Origin of the sequence: Rhodococcus cerastii, from assembly GCF_033042195.1 — a bacterium.
Taxonomy (GTDB): domain Bacteria; phylum Actinomycetota; class Actinomycetes; order Mycobacteriales; family Mycobacteriaceae; genus Rhodococcoides.
On the sequence record NZ_JAWLKF010000005.1, the window covers coordinates 25,400 to 44,787 of the forward strand.

The following is a 19,388-nucleotide window of genomic DNA, read 5'->3' on the forward strand; positions in this document are numbered from 1 at the left end:
GAGAGTGCACGTGAAACGACGGTGGAGCGCGGCACTGGTGGCAGCGAGTGTCGGCGCGGTGTCCATCACGGCGTGTTCGTCGCCCGAGGACAAGGTGCCCTCGATCGGCTACTCGTTCGACAACGTGGTGAACACGTACAACGCCAGAACCGTCGACGGCGCGGCGTCGGGAGCCCGGCAGGCGTTCACCCGGGTGCAGGTGGGCTTCAGCTACCTCGGGCCCGAGGGAGACGCGTTGTCGGACAACGACATCGGAACAGTATCGGTGGTACCCGGTGACACTCTGACCGTGCAGTACTCCATCGCCCCGGCCGCGACGTACTCGGACGGTGTGCCGATGGCCTGCGACGACCTGGTGTTGGCCTGGGCGGCGAACAGCGGAAGGTTCGCCACCGACGGCCCCATGTTCGACGCGGCGTCGACGGCCGGGTACTCCGACATCGAGCGCATCGATTGCGTTCCGGGGGCCAAGGAAGCCACCGTCGTCTTCGCATCCGGCCGCAGCTACCAGAACTGGCGAGCGCTGTTCGGTGCCACCGATCTGCTACCGGCGCATGTCGCGGCCCGGGTCGCAGGCGTGCCGAACGTCGTCGATCCCATCCTGGCCGAGGACGACGACGTGGTGCGCCGCATCGCCGACTTCTGGAACACCGGATGGACCCTGACGCCGGGTTCGATCGACACCTCGCTGTTGCCGTCGGCCGGCCCGTACCGGGTCGAGTCCTACACCGCCGAGGACGGTCTGGTGCTCGTGGCGAACGACGCCTGGTGGGGAAACCCGCCTCAGACCGAACAGGTGGTCGTCTGGCCCAAGGGCACCGACCTGGCGGCGAAGTCCGCGGACGGTTCGCTGGATGTGGTCGACCACGGTGCCGGTGCTGTCGATCTCGGGACCACCGAGGGTTTCACCACCACCGAGGAACCGTCGCGAGGCGTCGAGCAGTTGACGTTCGCGACCCAGGGGGTGCTGGGCCATGCGAGTGCACGTCGAGCAGTGGCCGCATGCATCCCGAGATCGGACCTGTTCGACACACTGGGTCACCCCGGTTCCGAGGCGGCAGATGCGGGTCTCGGCTCTGGTGTCGTCGACTCGCGTCTCGTTCAGCCCGACACGCTGGTGTACCCGTCGGTCGCGTCGGTGGTGGGTGATCGCTACCAGCGCTCGGACCTGGACCAGGCCGGCCGAGAGCTCGAGGCCGCAGGCGAGAATGCAATGACCGTTCGTGTCGGCTACCGGGGACCGGACGCGCGGCGCGCCCAGGTGGTGAGCCGCATGGCCGCCGATTGTGCCGCCGCGGGCATCACCGTCGAGGATGCGAGCTCGCCGGACTTCACACCGTCCGCCCTGCGGGCCGGGGCGGTCGATGCCGTCCTGGGTAGCAGCGGATCGCTTCCTGGACCGTCGGGTTCGGCTGCCGCGGTGACCGCACGGTATTCGCTGCGCACTGGAATCGGTCTGAACGTCGGCGGATACAGCAACGGCAGGATCGATTCCATCGTCGATCAATTGGCGGTGACCGACGATCCCGAGCGCATTCTGGCGCTGGCCACCGAGGGCGAGAACATCCTGTGGAACGACATGCCGTCGCTTCCCCTGTACAACGAGCCGCGTACGACCGTCGTCAGTGACGGCATGCAGGACGTGGTGCCCAACCCGACGGCCGCTGGTGCCGGATGGAACATGGATCGGTGGGTGCTTCTTCGATGAACGATGCAGACGGTGCAGTGGGTGCGGCCGCTGCCGTGGCCAGGCTGACGCGGTGGGTGGACGATTTTCCCGTCCCCGGTGTGCGCTTCGGCGATCTGACACCGGTGTTCGCGGACGGGCCGGCGTTACGCAGCGTCGTATCGGAGTTGGCGCAGGGATTCGAGGACGTCGACCTGGTGGCGGGTATCGACGCACGGGGATTTCTGTTGGGGGCCGGAGTTGCCCTCGAACTCGGGTGCGGTGTGCTGGCGGTGCGCAAGGCGGGAAAGTTGCCGCCTCCGGTGCATTCACGGTCGTACGATCTCGAGTACGGAACCGCCGAGTTGCAGATCCCGACTGCGATCGACGTGACCGGGAAGCGAGTGCTGGTGGTCGACGACGTACTGGCGACCGGCGGTACCGTCGATGCGACGGCTCGGTTGTTGGCCGAGCAGGGGGCAGTCATCGCCGGAGCCGCTGTGGTTCTCGAGATCGCTGTTCTGGGTGGGCGCGACAAGTGCAGTGGCTACCCGCTCGGCTGCCTGGTTCGAGTATGAGGACTAAAGTCGCTTTCACGAAGCGTTGACCGAACAATTCCGGCAACAACGCGGAATGTGTGGCAGGAGGTGATGAGAGTGACCCGTTACATCGATCAGCCCTTGCCCGATGGGCCTGCCGTCCCCGAACGGCCCGTTGCCGATCAGACCGGGGTCACCGAACGGACCGGTGTCGACGTCGTCACGACAGACGAGGCCGCGTCCGGTGATTCCCGCCCGGCCGTCGATACTCCGGTACCCCACGGCCCGGTGGCGAACGATGCGCAGGCTCCGTCGGGAACCCGTAATTCGGCACCCGTCCCCACCTCGGCATCGCGTCGGGTGCGGGCGCGTCTGGCGCGCCGCATCACCGCCGGACGCAGCGCGGCGGTCAAGCCGGTGCTCGAGCCACTGGTCAGCCTGCACCGCGAGCTCTATCCCAAGGCCGACCTGACATTGCTGCAGCGGGCCTACGACGTGGCCGACGAGCTGCACGCCTCGCAGATGCGCAAGTCCGGCGATCCCTACATCACGCATCCGCTCGCTGTGGCGAACATTCTGGCCGAACTCGGAATGGACACGACCACCCTGGTTGCGGCGCTGCTGCACGACACCGTCGAGGACACCGGGTATTCGCTGGCCAAGTTGACCGAGGAATTCGGCGACGAGGTGTCTCATCTCGTGGACGGAGTGACAAAGCTCGACAAGGTCGTGCTCGGAACTGCGGCCGAGGGCGAGACCATCCGCAAGATGATCATCGCGATGGCGCGAGATCCACGGGTGTTGGTCATCAAGGTCGCCGACCGGTTGCACAACATGCGCACCATGCGGTTCCTGCCCCCGGAGAAGCAGGCGCGCAAGGCCAAGGAGACGCTGGAAGTCATTGCGCCGCTTGCCCATCGGCTCGGAATGGCCACGGTCAAGTGGGAGCTCGAAGACCTGGCGTTCGCCATACTCCACCCCAAGAAGTACGACGAGATCGTGCGTCTGGTGGCCGATCGTGCGCCGTCCCGCGACACCTACCTCGAGAAGGTTCGGGCCGAGATCAACGCGACACTCGCCGCGTCGCGCATCAGTGCCGTCGTCGAGGGTCGCCCGAAGCACTACTGGTCGATCTACCAGAAGATGATCGTCAAGGGCCGCGACTTCGACGACATCCACGACCTCGTGGGCGTCCGCATCCTGTGCGACGAGATCCGCGACTGCTACGCCGCTGTCGGCGTGGTGCATTCGCTGTGGCAGCCGATGGCGGGCCGTTTCAAGGACTACATCGCGCAGCCGCGCTACGGGGTGTACCAGTCGCTGCACACCACGGTGATCGGACCCGAGGGCAAGCCCCTCGAGGTGCAGATCCGGACGCGGGACATGCACCGTACAGCCGAGTTCGGAATTGCGGCGCACTGGCGCTACAAGGAGACCAAGGGCAAGCATTCACAGGACAATGCCGAGGTCGACGACATGGCGTGGATGCGTCAGCTGCTCGACTGGCAGCGAGAAGCCGCCGATCCGGGAGAGTTCCTCGAGTCGCTGCGTTACGACCTCGCGGTCAAGGAGATCTTCGTCTTCACACCCAAGGGCGACGTGGTCACCCTGCCCGCCGGATCGTGTCCGGTCGACTTCGCGTACGCGGTGCACACCGAGGTGGGGCATCGCTGTATCGGTGCGCGGGTCAACGGTCGACTCGTGGCACTGGAACGGACTCTCGACAACGGTGAAGTGGTCGAGGTGTTCACCTCGAAAGCCGCCACTGCCGGTCCGAGCCGGGACTGGCAGGGTTTCGTCGCCTCACCGCGTGCCAAGACCAAGATTCGCCAGTGGTTCGCCAAGGAGCGCCGCGAGGAAGCTCTCGAGGCGGGCAAGGACGGCATCGCCAAGGAGGTCCGTCGAGGCGGGCTACCCTTGCAGCGCTTGATGAATGCCGAGTCGATGTCGGCAATCGCGCACGAGCTACGGTACGTCGACGTCTCTGCGCTCTACACCGCGGTCGGCGAGAATCATGTGTCCGCTCGGCACGTGGTGCAGCGGCTGGTCGCCCATCTCGGCGGCGTCGGCGATGTCGAGGAAGAGCTCGCCGAGCGGTCGACCCCGTCGACCATCCCGACTCGACCCCGTCAGGTCGGCGACGCGGGCGTACTGGTCACCGGATCCGAGGGCGTCGTCGCGAAACTCGCCAAGTGCTGCACCCCGGTGCCGGGAGACGAGATCCTCGGATTCGTCACCCGTGGTGGATCGGTGAGTGTCCACCGCACCGACTGCACCAACGCACGGTCGCTCGAGGAACAGTCCGAACGGTTCATCGAGGTTCAGTGGGCGCCGTCGGCGTCGTCGGTGTTCCTGGTCGCCATTCAGATCGAGGCACTCGACCGTCATCGACTGCTGTCCGACGTCACCAAGGCGCTCGCCGACGAGAAGGTCAACATTCTTTCGGCGTCCGTCGCGACATCGGGGGACCGGGTGGCGATCAGCAAGTTCACGTTCGAGATGGGCGACCCGAAGCACCTCGGGCACGTGCTGAACGTGGTGCGCAACGTCGAGGGCGTCTACGACGTGTACCGCCTGACGTCTGCTGCCTGAGCGGCAGTCCGAGAACGACGAGAGGGTGAGCAGATGTTCTGCTCACCCTCTCGGCCTTCGAGCGCGAACTCAGGCGGCGGACTCCACGATCACCGGGTTCGCCGGTGCGCCGTCCTCGGAGCCACCGGTGACCCCGCCCGCAGCGATGGCGTCGAGGGTCTGCAGACCGGAGTCCGAGATCGTGCCGAACACCGTGTACTGCGGCGGCAGCACCGAATCGGCGTACACCAGGAAGAACTGGCTGCCGTTGGTATCTGGGCCTGCGTTGGCCATGGCCAACGTTCCTCGGGGATAGACCACCGGATTCTCGGCCTGGGCCGGGTCGTCGGTGTACGCGGTGGTGGGGTACTCGTTGGCGAAGGTGTATCCCGGTCCACCTCGACCGGACCCGGACGGATCACCGCACTGCAATACCTCGAGGCCCGGTGACGTCGTCAGTCGGTGACAGGGCGAGCCGTCGAAATATCCCTGCTGGACGAGGCCGACGACGCTGTTGACGGTGCACGGTGCCTGAGTGCGGTCGAGTGTGATGTCGATCGGACCCTGATTGGTGGACAGCGTCACGTCGACGTTTCCGAACACGTCGATGTTGTCGGTCGCAGGAGCGTCGACCTCCTTGGCGGCCGGCGACTCCGCCGGATACGAGCAGGACACCGTATCGGTCGTCGGCTGCGGCACGGGCGGCAACGCACCGAACCGGGACAGGTCGAGTGCAGGACGCGGCGCGGGTGCTTCGGTCGTCGTGGTCGTCGGCGACGACGGTGTGGTGGTCGGTGCGGCTGCCGGTTCGGTCGAACCGGAACACCCTGCGAGTACCAGCGCGGTGGCCGAGACCGCGATCGTCAGCGCCGAGGCGCGGTTCACAGGTCGCTCAGCATGGACGTGATGTCGACCGGTTCGGCGGGGGCTCCGTCGGATGCGCCGCCCTCCACACCCTTGGCCGCGATGGCGTCGAGTGTGGCGAGTCCGGTCTCGTCGATGGTGCCGAACGCGGTGTAGGCGGGCGGCAGTTCGGAATCGCCGTAGACGAGGAAGAACTGGCTGCCGTTGGTACCCGGGCCTGCGTTGGCCATGGCCAACGTTCCGCGCGGGTAGGAGATCGGGGTCTGTGCGGCGGGGTCGCCTTCGGCATACGTATCGGTGGGGAATTCGTCGGCGAACTGGTACCCCGGCCCGCCGGACCCGGTGCCGGTGGGATCGCCGCACTGCAGCACCTGCAGGCCCGCGCCCGTGGTGAGTCGATGGCAGGTGGTGCCGTCGAAGTAGCCCTGGTTGGCGAGCGATACGAAGCTGTTGACCGTGCACGGAGCCTCGGGATTGTTCAGCGTCAGACCGATGTTGCCCGCAGACGTGGTCATGCTGTAGCTCAGCGGCTCGTCGCTGGTGGGGACGTTGTCGGTGCGCGGGGGAGTGTTCTCCTTGGCCGCCGGTTGCGTCGCAGCGGGATAGGAGCAGTTCACCGTCTCGGGCAGCGGCTCGGTGCGTCCCGCTGCGATGATCGAATCGGCGGGTGCCGACGTCGACGATTCCTGCGCGGTGCTCGCATCGTCGTCACCGCGCGTCACCACGAACACGACCGAGACGACGGCCACGACCGCGACGACGCCGAGAACGGAACCGACGATCGTCAATTGCTTACGACGCCGCGCTCGCTCGGCGCGGCGTACGAGTTGGCGTTCGAGCTTTCGTTTGGCAGCCTCGCGCCGTTGCTCGTTGCTGGGCAATTCGTGTTCCTCCCGCTTGTCGAAAAACGACCTCGCCCGCTCGCTGCACGGACCGATCGTGTGGTAACCGGCCGAGAATCGGCCAACGCGAGTTTGCCACTGTTGCCTGAGAGCATGCTGGGGGGACCCGACGCGAGCGGCCACACTAAGCTTGCTCGGTACTTCGGCCTCAGCCTTTAGGAGCGTTTGTCTTGCTCGTCACCGGATTCCCCGCAGGCATGTTTCAGACCAACTGTTACATCCTGGCCCAGGACGACGCGTCCGAGTGTGTCGTCGTCGATCCCGGTCAGGACGCCGCGGATCCGCTGATCGACTTCCTGACACAGTCCTCGCTCACCCCCACCGCAGTGTTGCTCACGCACGGTCATCTGGACCACACGTGGTCGGTGGAGCCGATCTGCGAAAAGTACGGCATCCCGGCGTACATCGCACCCGAGGACCGCTACATGCTGGCCGATCCGATCAAGGGAACGGGCCCGACGTTGGCGGCAGTGCTGGGCGACCTCGAGTTCCACGAACCGGCCGAGGTGATCGAGCTCACGGACGGTCACCGGCTCGAGCTCGCCGGAATCGAGTTCACGGTGGTGCACACCCCCGGGCACACCCAGGGATCCGTCGTGTTCCTCGCCCATGCAGACGGGCCCGACGGCTCGGTTCCGTTGGCACTGACCGGGGACACCCTCTTCGCGGGATCGATCGGGCGCAGCGACCTGCCCGGCGGCGATCATGATCAGCTGCTGCGATCGATCGCGAGTCGGCTGCTACCGCTCAGTGACGACACGGTGGTGCTCCCGGGGCACGGCGGACAGAGCTCGATAGGCCAGGAGCGCGAGTCCAATCCGTTCCTCGTTGGACTCACCGACCCCGAGCAAGGGAAGCTGTGAACGTGAGCAAGCCGACCGCCTTTTCTGCGCCCAAGGGCGTCCCCGATTACTTCCCCCCGAACTCGGCCGAGTTCGTCGCAGTACGCGAGGGGCTGCTCGACGCCGCCCGCAACGCCGGCTACGGCCACATCGAACTGCCGATCTTCGAGGACACCGGGCTGTTCGCCCGCGGAGTCGGGGAGTCGACCGATGTGGTGAGCAAGGAGATGTACACCTTCGCCGACCGCGGAGATCGATCGGTGACGCTGCGTCCCGAAGGCACTGCGGGAGTCATGCGCGCGGTGATCGAGCACGGATTGGATCGGGGAGCGCTGCCGGTCAAGCTCGCCTACGCCGGGCCCTTCTTCCGCTACGAACGCCCGCAGGCCGGCCGGTATCGGCAGCTGCAGCAGGTGGGTGTCGAGGCGATCGGCGTCGACGACCCGGCGCTGGACGCCGAGGTCATCGCCGTGGCCGACGCCGGTTTCCGTACCCTCGGGCTCACCGGGTTCCGGCTCGAGATCACCTCGCTCGGCGACGACACCTGCCGCCCGCAGTACCGAGAGCTGTTGCAGCAGTTCCTGTTCGCGCTTCCCCTCGACGAGGACACCCGTCGACGCGCCGAGATCAACCCGCTGCGGGTGCTCGACGACAAGCGCCCTGAGGTGCGCGCGATGACCGCAGACGCACCGCTGATGCTCGATCACCTCTCCGAATCGGCGAAGGAACACTTCGACGAAGTGCTGGCATACCTGGACGTGATGAACGTTCCGTACCTGGTGAATCCGCGGATGGTGCGGGGCCTGGACTACTACACCAAGACGACGTTCGAGTTCGTGCACGACGGGCTCGGCGCACAATCGGGCATCGGCGGCGGCGGACGCTACGACGGGCTGATGGAACAGCTGGGCGGGCAGGCGCTCTCCGGAATCGGGTTCGGCCTCGGCGTCGATCGCACCGTGCTGGCCCTCGCCGCCGAAGGCAAGACCGCGGGCGCAACGTCACGATGTCAGGTCTTCGGCGTTCCGATGGGTGCCGGCGCCAAGCTGGCGATCGTCGACATCGCGGCTCAGCTACGCGAACGAGGAATAGCCGTGGACATGGCCTACGGCAATCGCGGGATCAAGGGTGCCATGAAGGCCGCCGACCGGTCCGGGGCGCGGTTCGCGTTGATGCTCGGCGATCAGGAACTGGCTGCGGAATCGGTTCTGGTGAAAAACCTTTCGAACGGCGAGCAGGACACCGTTCCGATGGCCGACGTGGTCGACGCCCTCGGAGCGCGCCTTGCCCGGTGAGTCCCGGCCCGGTGACTCTCGGTCCAACGCGGGGCCGGTAGCCCTCGACCTGGTCTCGGTGGAGTTCCTGGCACCGCGCCTGCGCAAGATAATGGTCGGGTCGGCCGTGATCGGGATCGTTCTCGCCGTCGTCCTGGCGCTGTTCGCGCCGGTGTGGGTCGCAGTTCTCGTCGGGGTGATCGTCGGCGGTCCCGCAGTGCTGTCGGGTTGGCTCGGTCTGCGCCGACGGGTGTGGCTCGACGGCCCGCAACTGTGCGCGCGAGGGTTGCGCACTCGCCGGCTGAAAATGCCGGAGGTGGTGACGGCCGAACTGACAATTCGGACGGCCGGAATCGATCAGATCTCGCTGCGGCTCTACGACGGGCGTACACACATCGTGGTTCCGCTTGCGCTCTACACCAGGGACGGGGGCCGTGAGCTGCCGATTCTCGCGTTACGCAGCCTCGCCGACTCGCTGTGGACCACCGAGCTGGTACCAGCCGCAGCGATCGCATCGGTGCTGGTGGATCAGCTGCGTGCCGAGGCGCGCGATGCCGGACTCGATCAGCGGCCGCTCTATCGCGCCGTCGAACTGGTTCGCAGCAAAGGGCGAACTCCGCAGGCGACGCTGACCGACCGCGAGGTCGCGCAGTTGCTCGACTGAACCGTGATCAGGTCACCAGGAAGGCGTCGAGCACGACGGCTTCGGCGGAGCGGGATCCGGACGTGACGACGAGTGCGCGGTTGAGATAGGTGAACTTCGGCACCGCCGTCGACACGCGGAGTGTGCCGCGGAAGTAGTACGTGGCGGGATCGACCTCTCGCTCGGGATCGTTCAGAGCTTCGATGACCTCGGCAGGCCCGAACTGAACCCCTCGGTAGTCCAGCGAGAGGTAGCCTCCGGTCGCCAATTCCAGAACGAGGTCGCTGCTGAACTCGGTGCATCCGTCGGGCCGCGTCACGCTGACGACGGTCGACCCGGCTGCGAGAGTTCCCTCGATGTCGGGGCCGGGAGCTGCGCCGCCGAGCACAGTGGTGACGACCCGCTCGCCCGCGGGTACCGAACCGATGTCGATTCCCGGTCCGAGTGTGAGGCCGAGACGCAGAATGGGTTCGAGGGTCGGTGTGTTCGGGGCGGTCACGGCGGTGCACTCCTAGGATCGACTGGGGGCCTACGGTATCGCCTTCCCATGACCACACCCGAGCGGGGATCGGCAGTGGCGGGCCGGCCTTGACACGGCATAGAACAAATGTTCGACTGTGTGCATGCGATGGGCGGGTCAGACTCTCGACGCCGCGGACGACGGGGCGCTACCGGGGCTCGAGCGGTCGGGTTTGGTCCGCAGCGTACAGACGCCGGAGTTCGAGGGCATCACCTTCCACGAGGTGCTGTGCAAGAGCGCCCTGAACGAGGTTCCGAGCGAATCGCAGGTGCCCTTCTCGTGGACCGTCAACCCGATGCGCGGATGCTCGCACGCATGTCGATACTGCTTCGCCCGCCCCACCCACGAGTACCTGGATCTGGACTCCGGCAACGACTTCGACTCGCAGATCGTCGTCAAGACCAACGTCGCGGCCGTTCTGCGCAAGGAGCTTTCGCGGCGATCGTGGAAGCGTGAGCCGGTGGCGCTGGGAACCAACACCGACCCCTACCAACGCGCGGAGGGCCGATATCGGTTGATGCCCGGCATCATTCGGGCGCTGACCGAATCTGGCACTCCGTTCTCGATTCTGACCAAGGGCACACTGTTGCGACGCGATCTACCCCTGTTGACGTTGGCCGCCCAGCAAGTCGACGTGCACGTGAGCATCAGCCTCGCTATTCATGACGCCGACCTGCAGAAGCAGCTCGAGCCCGGAACCCCAAGTCCGCGAGCGCGATTGGACCTCGTTCGAGCGGTCCGCGACGCCGGACTGGAGTGCGGAGTTCTGGTGGCACCGGTCATTCCGTTCCTCACCGACGGGGCCAAGCAACTGGACGGCCTCATCGGTGCTCTGGCCGAGGCGGGTGCGACGACCGTGACGGCCCTGCCGATGCATCTGCGTTCGAGCACCAAAGATTGGTACATGAGCTGGCTGGTGAAGGAGCACCCCGCGTTGGTGCGGCGTTACCGTCAGCTCTACGGGCACGGGGCGTACGTGACTCCGGAGTACAAGCAGTGGCTACGTGGCCGCATCGATCCGTTGCTCGACAAGTACGGGTTCGCCCCAGAGCAGACCCGCTCGCTGCCCGTGAACGAACCTGCCGAACCCCGAGCGTCGGTGACCTCGGGGCCGGCCCTCACCTTGTTCTGACTACGTCGTTCCGACTACTTCGGGGATCAGGGATTGTTCAGGTCGCGCGCCGAGAACGTGTCGCAGGCCGCCACCTGCCCGGTCTCGTAGCCCGCGGTGAACCATGCCTGTCGCTGTGCAGACGAACCGTGCGTCCAGCCCTCGGGGTTGACGCTGCCGGTGGATGCCTGCTGAATCCGGTCGTCGCCCACCGCCGACGCGGCGGAGAGAGCGTCATCGATGTCGGTGGTGGTCAGCGGCTCGAGGAACGGAACCCCGGTGTCCGGATCGACTGTGTCGGCTGCATAGTGCGCCCAGATTCCCGCGTAGCAATCGGCCTGCAGCTCCACCTTGACGCCACCGGACTCGGGTCCCTGAGGATCGGCCTGCGCGCGGCCGATGTCGCCCAGTTGGTTCTGCAGGTGATGGCCGACCTCGTGCGCCACCACGTACTCCTGCGCCAGGGGGCCGCCGCTCGAGCCGAACTGGTCGACGAGAACCTGGAAGAAGCTGGTGTCGAAGTAGGCGGTGGAATCGGCGGGGCAGTAGAACGGCCCGACGGCGCTGGTGGCGTTGCCGCAGCCGGTGTTGGTTGCTCCCGAGAACAGATTCACGCCGGGCTGAACGTAGGCGACGCCGGTCTGAGCTTGCAGCTGCGATTCCCAGACGGTGTCCAGGCTCGACACCGTGAATCCGATACGGCAGTCGATCTTGGTGTTCGCGTCCGCCTCGGTCTCGCAGCCCTCGAGGGTCCCCGAGGTGCCGGAGTCGACCTGCCCCGCCGAGCTGTCACCGCCACTGATCTGATTGAGAATCGAACCGGGATCTCCGCCGAAGAGCAGCGCGATGACGATGATGATCAGGCCGCCTGCACCACCGCCGATGGCGAGTTTGCCACCGCGTCCGCCGCCACCGCTGCCGCCGACGGAGACTCGACCCCGCTCCATCCGCGAACCTTCTCTGAAGGTCATGCCAGAGTTCCTCTCCGCCGAGCTCCCACCCTGTGGCGAGAACACACATCGCTGCTGTCGGCCATAGCTTCGCATGCCGCGTCGCGATCTCGTTTCCTTCTACGGTCATGTGCTCCGTAGGATCGGTGAGCGAAGAACACGATCAGCGGATTTTTCTCGAAAGGACACCCGTGCTGCGCACCCACCTCGCCGGCTCATTACGCCCCGAGCACGTCGACCGAACCGTGACGCTGACGGGATGGGTGGCCCGCCGACGCGATCACGGCGGCGTCATCTTCATCGATCTGCGCGACGCGTCCGGTGTGTCCCAAGTCGTCTTCCGTGAGGGAGCAGCACTCGAGCAGGCCCATCGCCTGCGCGCCGAATACGTCGTGAAGGTGACCGGCAAGGTCGAGGGCCGCCCCGAGGGCAACGCCAATTACGAGATCCCCACCGGTGCGATCGAGGTCGAGGCCTCCGAGATCGAGGTTCTGTCCGAGGCGGCACCGCTGCCGTTCCAGCTCGACGACCAGCCGGGCGAAGAAGCGCGTCTGAAGTACCGCTACCTCGATCTGCGTCGTGAGGGCCCCGGGCATGCCATTCGCCTGCGCTCTCATGTCAACGCCGCTGCCCGCTCGGTGCTCGCGCACCACGAGTTCGTCGAGGTCGAGACTCCGACGCTCACGCGATCCACCCCCGAGGGTGCCCGCGACTTCCTGGTGCCGGCGCGGTTGCAGCCGGGTAGCTTCTACGCTCTGCCGCAGAGTCCGCAGCTGTTCAAGCAGCTGCTCATGGTCGGCGGTATCGAGCGCTACTACCAGATTGCCCGGTGCTACCGAGACGAGGACTTCCGCGCCGACCGTCAGCCGGAGTTCACTCAGCTCGACGTCGAGATGAGCTTCGTCACCCAGGACGACGTCATCCTGTTGGCCGAGGAGATCCTGGCATCGCTGTGGAAGCTCGTCGGGCATCACTTCACGGCTCCGATTCCGCGGATCACCTACGCCGAGGCGATGCGTCGCTACGGTTCGGACAAGCCCGATCTTCGCTTCGAGATCGAACTGGTCGAGTGCACGGACTTCTTCTCCGACACCACCTTCCGAGTGTTCCAGGCCCCGTACGTCGGTGCGGTCGTCATGCCCGGTGGCGCGAGCCAGCCCCGGAAGCAGCTCGACCGATGGCAGGAATTCGCCAAGCAGCGTGGCCACAAGGGCCTCGCGTACGTTCTCGTGGGTGAGGACGGCACGCTGGGTGGTCCGGTTGCCAAGAACCTGACCGACGCCGAGCGCGACGGCCTCGCCGCACACGTCGGCGCGAAGAACGGAGATGCGATCTTCTTCTCCGCCGGCCCTGTCAAGGCATCCCGTGGATTGCTCGGTGCCGTTCGCGGCGAGATCGCTCGGAAGCTCGACCTGATCGACCCGAAGGCGTGGGCGTTCGTGTGGGTCGTCGATGCCCCGCTGTTCGAGCCCACGTCCGACGCCACAGCCAGTGGGGACGTGGCCGTCGGATCCGGTGCGTGGACGGCAGTGCACCATGCGTTCACCTCCCCGAAGCCGGAGTCGATGGATACGTTCGACACCGACCCCGGATCTGCTCTGGCCTACGCCTACGACATCGTTTGCAACGGCAACGAGATCGGCGGCGGCAGTATTCGTATCCACCGCAAGGACATTCAGGAACGGGTGTTCGCGATCATGGGTATCGGCAAGGAAGAGGCACAGGAGAAGTTCGGCTTCCTTCTCGATGCCTTCTCGTACGGCGCACCGCCGCACGGCGGCATCGCGTTCGGCTGGGATCGCATCACCGCGCTGCTCGCCGGAGTCGATTCCATCCGAGAGGTCATCGCGTTCCCCAAGTCCGGCGGTGGCATCGACCCGTTGACCGACGCGCCGGCTCCCATCACGCCGCAGCAGCGTAAGGAATCGGGCGTCGACTTCAAGCCGGAGAAGAAGGAAGAACCAGCCGAGGCCTAGAAGGGTTCGAAAACGAATGTCCCCGTAGCGCAGTGCGTTGCGGGGACATTCGTCTGTTTGGATCAGGTCAGCGTGCGGGGGACAGCGGACCGCCGGTGAGGACGCGGTAGGCGTAGTTGGTCGCGATCACCGAGATCGGGATGGTGAACAGCAGACCGAGGCCACACAGCAGCGCGCCGCCGATGTTGATCGCGGTCAACAGAAGTAGTAGCAGCAGCATCGGGCCGAAGTTCTTGACGGTCAGGTCGACACTCGACTTGATGGATTCGATCGCCGACTGGTTGCGATCGATCAGGAACGTCAAGGCGAAGTTCGCGAGGAAGCCGATCGCGATCAGAAGGACCGTTCCGAGGAACGGGATGAAACCGAGCACCACGCTGACGACGGTCCAGATCAACGCCAGGACGGCGATCTGGCCGACGTTGGTGAGTTCAAAGAACCGCCCGAACGACGGTTTCTCGGGAGCGCCGGTCTCGTCCAGGGCTCCGCGAACGTAGGCGGCGTTGACGAAATACGACACGAACGTGGCGATGGCCGTGACGACGATGGCCACCCCGGATGTCGTGGTCGTGAACGTCGTGTCACCGCTGTCGGCGGCTGCCATCGCCGCGGTGAACGTCGACGCGAAGATCAGGACGACCCCGATAGCACTGACGGCCCACACGATGGCCGTGATGGCGAGCCACGGGCCGACGTTGTCCTTGAACTTGGCAAAGCCGTAACTCAGCGCTGCACCGACATCCAGGCGACCGGGATTGGGACCCAACGGCACCTGTCCGTACCCCTGGTTGCCGTAGTTCGCGTAGTTGCCGGGCGGGGGTGGATACGCACCGGGTGGCGGTGGATAGCTGCCGGGCGCGCCGATCTGAGGCGGGTAGTTTCCTGGCGGGGGTGGGTAGCCACCGGGAGGCGGGTAGCCGCCCTGTGGTGGGTAGTTGCCCTGGGGCGGGTAGTTTCCGGGCGGGGGTGGGTAGCCACCGGGAGGCGGGTAGCCGCCCTGAGGTCCCTGCGGTCGGTAGTTCCCCTGCGGCGGGTAGTTCCCGGGCGGGGGCAGATACTGACCGCCGGCAGGCGGCGGGGTGTTTCCCGTGTTCGGCGGGGGAGTGTTCGGCGTTTCGGGGCGGTCGGGATCGGAACCCTGGCCGGGCCGAGGTTCGTCGGTCGGATCGTCGTTCACGTCGTTCTCCTGGTCTGTGGTCGGGACGCGTGGGGTGGTTCGGAGCACCGAGACCCCGAAACACTGTGAACGCAGACGAGCGGGCCTCCGCCTGATGTCGGAGGTCCGCTCGTGCGTGGACGGGTTGTTACGAAATGCTGATGACCTGGGTTCCGCCGGCGATCTCGTCGTGCTTGCCCTGTTTGGTCGGGCTGGAGTTGATGGTCACCGCAACGACGATGTACGCCACGATCACCAGGAAACTGCCGACGAACGGCACGATGTTGAGCAGAAGGAAGGCATTGCGCTTGGCCGCCTCGGCCTGAGTGGGCAGTCCGCCTGCTGGGCCGAGGGTGCGTAGGCCGAGGAGTTGCTTGCCCAGAGTCTGGCCGCGGGAGGACTCGAGCAGCGTGAAGTACGCGAAGCCGAGGAGCGCAGTCGCGAGACCCATCAGGAAAGTTCCGAAGAACCCGCTGGGGAGAATCAAGTACAGGATGATCTGGACGATCGCGAGAATGAGCAAGTCCAGGAAGCGCGCCGCGAAACGTGATCCGAGGCTGCCGGGCTGCGCGCCGCCGGGCAACTGCGAGCCCAGCCCGAATCCGGCGTTTCCGCCTACCGGTGGCGGCGGATAGTTGCCGGGCGGTGGGTAGTTGCCGGGCGGTGGGTAGTTGCCGGGCGGTGGGTAACCGGACGCTGGATTCGTGGGGTACTGGGGTTGGTTCGGATCGGACCCGTACTGCGGTCCGTTGGGTGGATTGTCGCTCACGAGATTCCCTTTGGTTGCAAAGTGTGGCGTGCGTCGAACGAATACTCGATTCTCGCCGAGCGAACCCCACCACGAAGAGGGTGTCAAGCACTACACACCTGCCCGGTCGGTACATTTCGGACACGATTTCTCGCCGAGCGCACCGGGCCCGGTCCTACTAGGGTTGGGTGTTCTACCCATACCGGGACTATCACGAGGGGCTCGCCGTGGGCATCAAGGTTGCACTCGAACACCGCACCAGCTACCGATTCGACCGCACCGTCAAGATCTTTCCGCACGAAATTCGGCTGCGACCGGCACCGCATTCGCGCACTCCCATCGAGGCGTACTCGCTGAAGATCGAGCCGGCGGAGCATTTCGTCAATTGGCAGCAGGACGTGTTCGGAAACTTCCTCGCTCGGGTGGTCTTCCCCGAGCGAACCGATCACCTGTCGATCACCGTCGGACTCGTCGCGGACATGGCGTCCATCAATCCCCTCGACTTCTTCGTCGAGGAATGGGCCGAGCACTACGGCTTCGCGTACGAAGAGCACGACCTGCCCGACCTCGAGCCGTATCTACGGCCGGTGGACGAGGGCAAGGCCGGATCCGGACCGGGACCGGTGGTCTCGGCCTGGGTGGAGAAGCTGCGGGCGGCTGTCACCGAACGCGGAGAGTCGTTGCGCACCATCGATTTTCTCGTGATGGCAAACCAAGCCGTCATGGGCGACGTCGGGTACTCCGTGCGCATGGAACCCGGAGTTCAGACCCCCGATCTGACCCTGACGTCCGCCGTCGGGTCGTGCCGCGACTCGGCGTGGTTGCTGGTGTCGGTACTGCGTCAGATGGGTCTGGCAGCGCGGTTCGTCTCGGGTTACCTGGTTCAGTTGTCCTCCGACGTAAAGTCGCTGGACGGCCCGTCCGGGCCGGTGGAGGACTTCACCGATCTCCATGCCTGGACCGAGGTCTACCTCCCCGGTGCGGGCTGGGTCGGGATGGACCCGACATCGGGTCTGTTCGCCGGCGAGGGCCACATTCCACTGTCGGCCACACCGCACCCGTCGACGGCCGCCGCCATCTCCGGTGCGACGAGCAAGTGCAAGGCCGAACTCGACTTCTCGAACACCGTCGTCCGCGTCCACGAGGATCCGCGAACGACGTTGCCGTACACCGCCGAGCAGTGGGAATCGATCAAGGCCGCAGCCGAGAAGATCGACGAGCGGATGCTCGATCAGGACATTCGGTTGACCGTCGGCGGCGAGCCCACGTTCGTCGCGATCGAGAATCAGGAAGCGCCCGAGTGGAACACCACTGCCGACGGTCCGCACAAGCGCAAGCTGGCAAGTGTGCTCGCTGAACGGCTTCGCACCATCTACGCACCGGACGGTCTGGTGCAGCGCAGCCAGGGCAAGTGGTACCCCGGCGAACCTCTGCCGCGGTGGCAGGTGGGACTGTTCTGGCGTACCGACGGTCAAGCTCTGTGGCACGACTCCGATCTGATCGCCGATCCCTGGTTGGCCGAGGACCTGCGCCCGGATCCGGTGGACAATTCGGCGTCGCAGGCATTGATCGACGAGTTGGTCAAGGCGCTCGGACTGCCCGCCTCACAGGCGCGTCCCGCCTACGAGGACCCGTTGGTGAAACTGTTGGACCTGGTTCGCCAGCCCTACGGTGATCCGCCCGCCGACGACGAGGATCTCGAACCGGGAGCCGATTCCGCGGATGCCAGAAAGAAACTGCTCGAACGGCTCGATGCCAGTACCGACGAGCCTGCGGCATTCGTTCTGCCCATCTCGCGCACCGAGGACGGCTCCGGCTGGGAGAGCTCGGACTGGAAGTTGCGCCGCGGCCGAATAGTGTTGCTGGAGGGCGATTCTCCCGCGGGCCTGCGGCTGCCACTTCGCGCGATCTCCTGGGACGGCGGTCCCGTCGAGAACCCGGCAGACCCCACCGCGCCCAAGCCGGATCTGCCCACACCGCAGCTGACCCAGCAACCGCCGCGTGCGGTGAACCCGGCCGAGTCGCGTTACGCGCAGTTGGTGAACGAGACGTCCGGGGTGGGCGGCACCGCCGTCACCGCACTGGTCGCCGAGGTTCGCGACGGCGTCCTGCACGTGTTCATGCCGCCGATGGATCGGTTGGACGACTTCGTCGATCTCGTCTCGCAGGTCGAGCAGGCGGCGTCGACCATCGACACGCCCGTCGTGATCGAGGGCTACGGTCCGCCGTCCGATCCTCGTATCCAAACCCTCACCGTCACACCGGATCCCGGTGTGATCGAGGTCAACGTGCAACCGACCTCCTCGTGGGCGGAACAGAACGATCTGATGGAGCGTCTCTACCTCGAGGCGCGTCAGTCCCGTTTGAGCACAGAGGGATTCGACAACGACGGCACCACGCGTGGAACGGGCGGTGGAAACCACATCACGCTCGGCGGGGTGACGCCGGTGGATTCACCCGTTCTGCGTCGACCGGACCTGTTGGTCTCGCTGCTGACGCACTGGCAGCGGCACCCGTCGCTGTCGTACCTGTTCTCGGGCCGCTTCATCGGCACCACGTCGCAGGCTCCTCGCGCCGACGAGGGCCGCGAGGAATCGCTCTACGAGCTCGAGGTCGCATTCAGCGAGATCGAACGACTGACCGGGGCCGACCGATCGGCGTCGCCCTGGGTCGTCGACCGAGCGCTGCGGCACCTGCTCACCGACATCACCGGCAACACGCACCGCGCCGAGTTCTGCATCGACAAGCTCTACAGTCCCGACTCCACTCGCGGACGACTGGGACTGCTCGAACTGCGCGGGTTCGAGATGCCGCCGCACCATCAGATGGCGATGGTGCAGTCACTGCTCGTGCGATCGATGGTCTCGCGGTTCTGGGACACCCCGCTGAAGGCACCTCTCATCCGGCACGGTGCCAATCTGCACGGTCGGTACATGTTGCCGCACTTCGTCATCAACGATATCGGGCGTGTCGTCGAGGACCTCCGCGAGCACGGCATCGATTTCGACACCAGCTGGCTCGATCCGTTCACCGAGTTCAGATTCCCCCGAATCGGCACCACCGTGGTCGGTGACGCCGAGATCGAGCTGCGGGGTGCGATCGAGCCATGGAACACCCTCGGCGAAGAATCGACGTCCTCGGGCACCGCTCGGTACGTGGACTCTTCGGTGGAACGAATCCAGGTTCAGGTCGCCGGAGCCGACGCGGGCCGCTACATGGTGACGTGCAACGGGGTGCCGGTGCCGATGTTGCGGACCGAGCGTCAGGACGTGCAGGTCGCCGGTGTGCGTTACCGCGCCTGGCAGCCGCCGAGTGCTCTGCACCCGACGATCGAGGTGCAGAGTCCGCTGCGTTTCGATCTGGTCGAAATGCAGACCGGACGTGCGGTCGGCGGGTGCTCGTACCACGTGGTGCACCCGGGCGGTCGCTCGTACGAGGGACCGCCGGTCAACTCCGTGGAAGCCGAAGCGCGCCGTAACGGCCGCTTCGAGGAGGGCGGGTTCACCTCGGGCAAGGTGGACGTAGCAAGATTGCTCGAGATGCACGCTCGCCAAGCGATCGATGTGTCCGCGCCCGGCATGCTCGACCTGCGCCGGACCGGAGTCATCACGTCCTGACGCGCGACT

The 19,388-nt window shown here is 65.9% G+C and carries 15 protein-coding genes; 9 read left to right on the forward strand and 6 right to left on the reverse strand.

The genetic code is table 11. The features are described from left to right. Nucleotides 1-4: 4 nt before the first annotated feature. From R3P93_RS11935 to R3P93_RS11945, 3 genes are all read left to right on the forward strand, one after another. Nucleotides 5-1,708: an ABC transporter substrate-binding protein gene (locus R3P93_RS11935; RefSeq protein ID WP_317533090.1), complete on the forward strand. Its 1,704-nt coding sequence runs from the start codon at nucleotides 5-7 to the stop codon at nucleotides 1,706-1,708. Further along, nucleotides 1,705-2,244, forward strand: a complete 540-nt coding sequence (locus tag R3P93_RS11940; protein WP_068050586.1) for an adenine phosphoribosyltransferase — start codon at nucleotides 1,705-1,707, stop codon at nucleotides 2,242-2,244. Before R3P93_RS11935 ends, R3P93_RS11940 begins: the two co-directional genes overlap by 4 nt. Nucleotides 2,245-2,493: 249 nt before the next feature. Beyond that, complete coding sequence (locus tag R3P93_RS11945) at nucleotides 2,494-4,797, forward strand: RelA/SpoT family protein (protein WP_068050588.1); 2,304 nt, start codon at nucleotides 2,494-2,496, stop codon at nucleotides 4,795-4,797. A gap of 69 nt (nucleotides 4,798-4,866) precedes the next feature. Here the strand turns inward: R3P93_RS11945 and R3P93_RS11950 are convergent, their stop codons facing one another. Further along, the gene (locus tag R3P93_RS11950) at nucleotides 4,867-5,661 is read right to left on the reverse strand and encodes a peptidylprolyl isomerase (RefSeq protein WP_068050585.1); all 795 of its coding nucleotides are present in this window, start codon (nucleotides 5,659-5,661) and stop codon (nucleotides 4,867-4,869) included. After that, on the reverse strand, nucleotides 5,658-6,521 hold the full coding sequence (locus R3P93_RS11955) for a peptidylprolyl isomerase (protein ID WP_068050584.1): 864 nt from the start codon (nucleotides 6,519-6,521) through the stop codon (nucleotides 5,658-5,660). The genes R3P93_RS11950 and R3P93_RS11955 overlap by 4 nt, the downstream gene beginning before the upstream one ends. A 191-nt stretch (nucleotides 6,522-6,712) precedes the next feature. On the opposite strand from R3P93_RS11955, the gene R3P93_RS11960 reads away from it, so the two are divergent. The 3 genes from R3P93_RS11960 to R3P93_RS11970 are packed head-to-tail and all read left to right on the forward strand — an operon-like array spanning nucleotide 6,713 to nucleotide 9,322. Beyond that, entirely contained in the window at nucleotides 6,713-7,405 is a 693-nt protein-coding gene (locus tag R3P93_RS11960) for an MBL fold metallo-hydrolase (RefSeq protein ID WP_068050583.1), read from the forward strand. A gap of 2 nt (nucleotides 7,406-7,407) precedes the next feature. Beyond that, the gene (gene hisS / locus R3P93_RS11965; protein ID WP_317533091.1) at nucleotides 7,408-8,679 is read left to right on the forward strand and encodes a histidine--tRNA ligase; all 1,272 of its coding nucleotides are present in this window, start codon (nucleotides 7,408-7,410) and stop codon (nucleotides 8,677-8,679) included. Further along, entirely contained in the window at nucleotides 8,669-9,322 is a 654-nt protein-coding gene (locus tag R3P93_RS11970) for a hypothetical protein (RefSeq protein ID WP_094670203.1), read from the forward strand. Before hisS ends, R3P93_RS11970 begins: the two co-directional genes overlap by 11 nt. 7 nt (nucleotides 9,323-9,329) lie before the next feature. On the opposite strand, the gene R3P93_RS11975 is transcribed toward R3P93_RS11970, so the two are convergent. Beyond that, nucleotides 9,330-9,800, reverse strand: a complete 471-nt coding sequence (locus R3P93_RS11975) for a DUF3237 domain-containing protein (protein WP_317533092.1) — start codon at nucleotides 9,798-9,800, stop codon at nucleotides 9,330-9,332. Between the two features lie 124 nt (nucleotides 9,801-9,924). Between R3P93_RS11975 and R3P93_RS11980 the strand changes: the two genes are divergently transcribed. Then, nucleotides 9,925-10,953: an Rv2578c family radical SAM protein gene (locus tag R3P93_RS11980; RefSeq protein ID WP_269594187.1), complete on the forward strand. Its 1,029-nt coding sequence runs from the start codon at nucleotides 9,925-9,927 to the stop codon at nucleotides 10,951-10,953. A 26-nt stretch (nucleotides 10,954-10,979) separates the two neighbouring features. Here R3P93_RS11980 and ypfJ read toward each other — a convergent pair whose 3' ends face one another. After that, nucleotides 10,980-11,903, reverse strand: a complete 924-nt coding sequence (gene ypfJ / locus R3P93_RS11985; protein WP_317533093.1) for a KPN_02809 family neutral zinc metallopeptidase — start codon at nucleotides 11,901-11,903, stop codon at nucleotides 10,980-10,982. Nucleotides 11,904-12,073: 170 nt separating this feature from the next. Between ypfJ and aspS the strand changes: the two genes are divergently transcribed. After that, nucleotides 12,074-13,858 carry an aspartate--tRNA ligase gene (aspS, locus tag R3P93_RS11990; protein WP_068050575.1) on the forward strand — a complete coding sequence of 595 codons (1,785 nt, stop codon included), beginning with the start codon at nucleotides 12,074-12,076 and terminating at the stop codon, nucleotides 13,856-13,858. A gap of 67 nt (nucleotides 13,859-13,925) precedes the next feature. Here aspS and R3P93_RS11995 read toward each other — a convergent pair whose 3' ends face one another. Together R3P93_RS11995 and R3P93_RS12000 are read right to left on the reverse strand one after the other, a co-directional pair. Further along, nucleotides 13,926-15,035, reverse strand: a complete 1,110-nt coding sequence (locus tag R3P93_RS11995; RefSeq protein ID WP_317533094.1) for a DUF2189 domain-containing protein — start codon at nucleotides 15,033-15,035, stop codon at nucleotides 13,926-13,928. Nucleotides 15,036-15,162: 127 nt separating this feature from the next. Continuing rightward, complete coding sequence (locus tag R3P93_RS12000; RefSeq protein ID WP_082899037.1) at nucleotides 15,163-15,783, reverse strand: RDD family protein; 621 nt, start codon at nucleotides 15,781-15,783, stop codon at nucleotides 15,163-15,165. Between the two features lie 206 nt (nucleotides 15,784-15,989). On the opposite strand from R3P93_RS12000, the gene R3P93_RS12005 reads away from it, so the two are divergent. After that, the gene (locus tag R3P93_RS12005; protein ID WP_317533153.1) at nucleotides 15,990-19,379 is read left to right on the forward strand and encodes a transglutaminase family protein; all 3,390 of its coding nucleotides are present in this window, start codon (nucleotides 15,990-15,992) and stop codon (nucleotides 19,377-19,379) included. Nucleotides 19,380-19,388 lie beyond the last annotated feature (9 nt).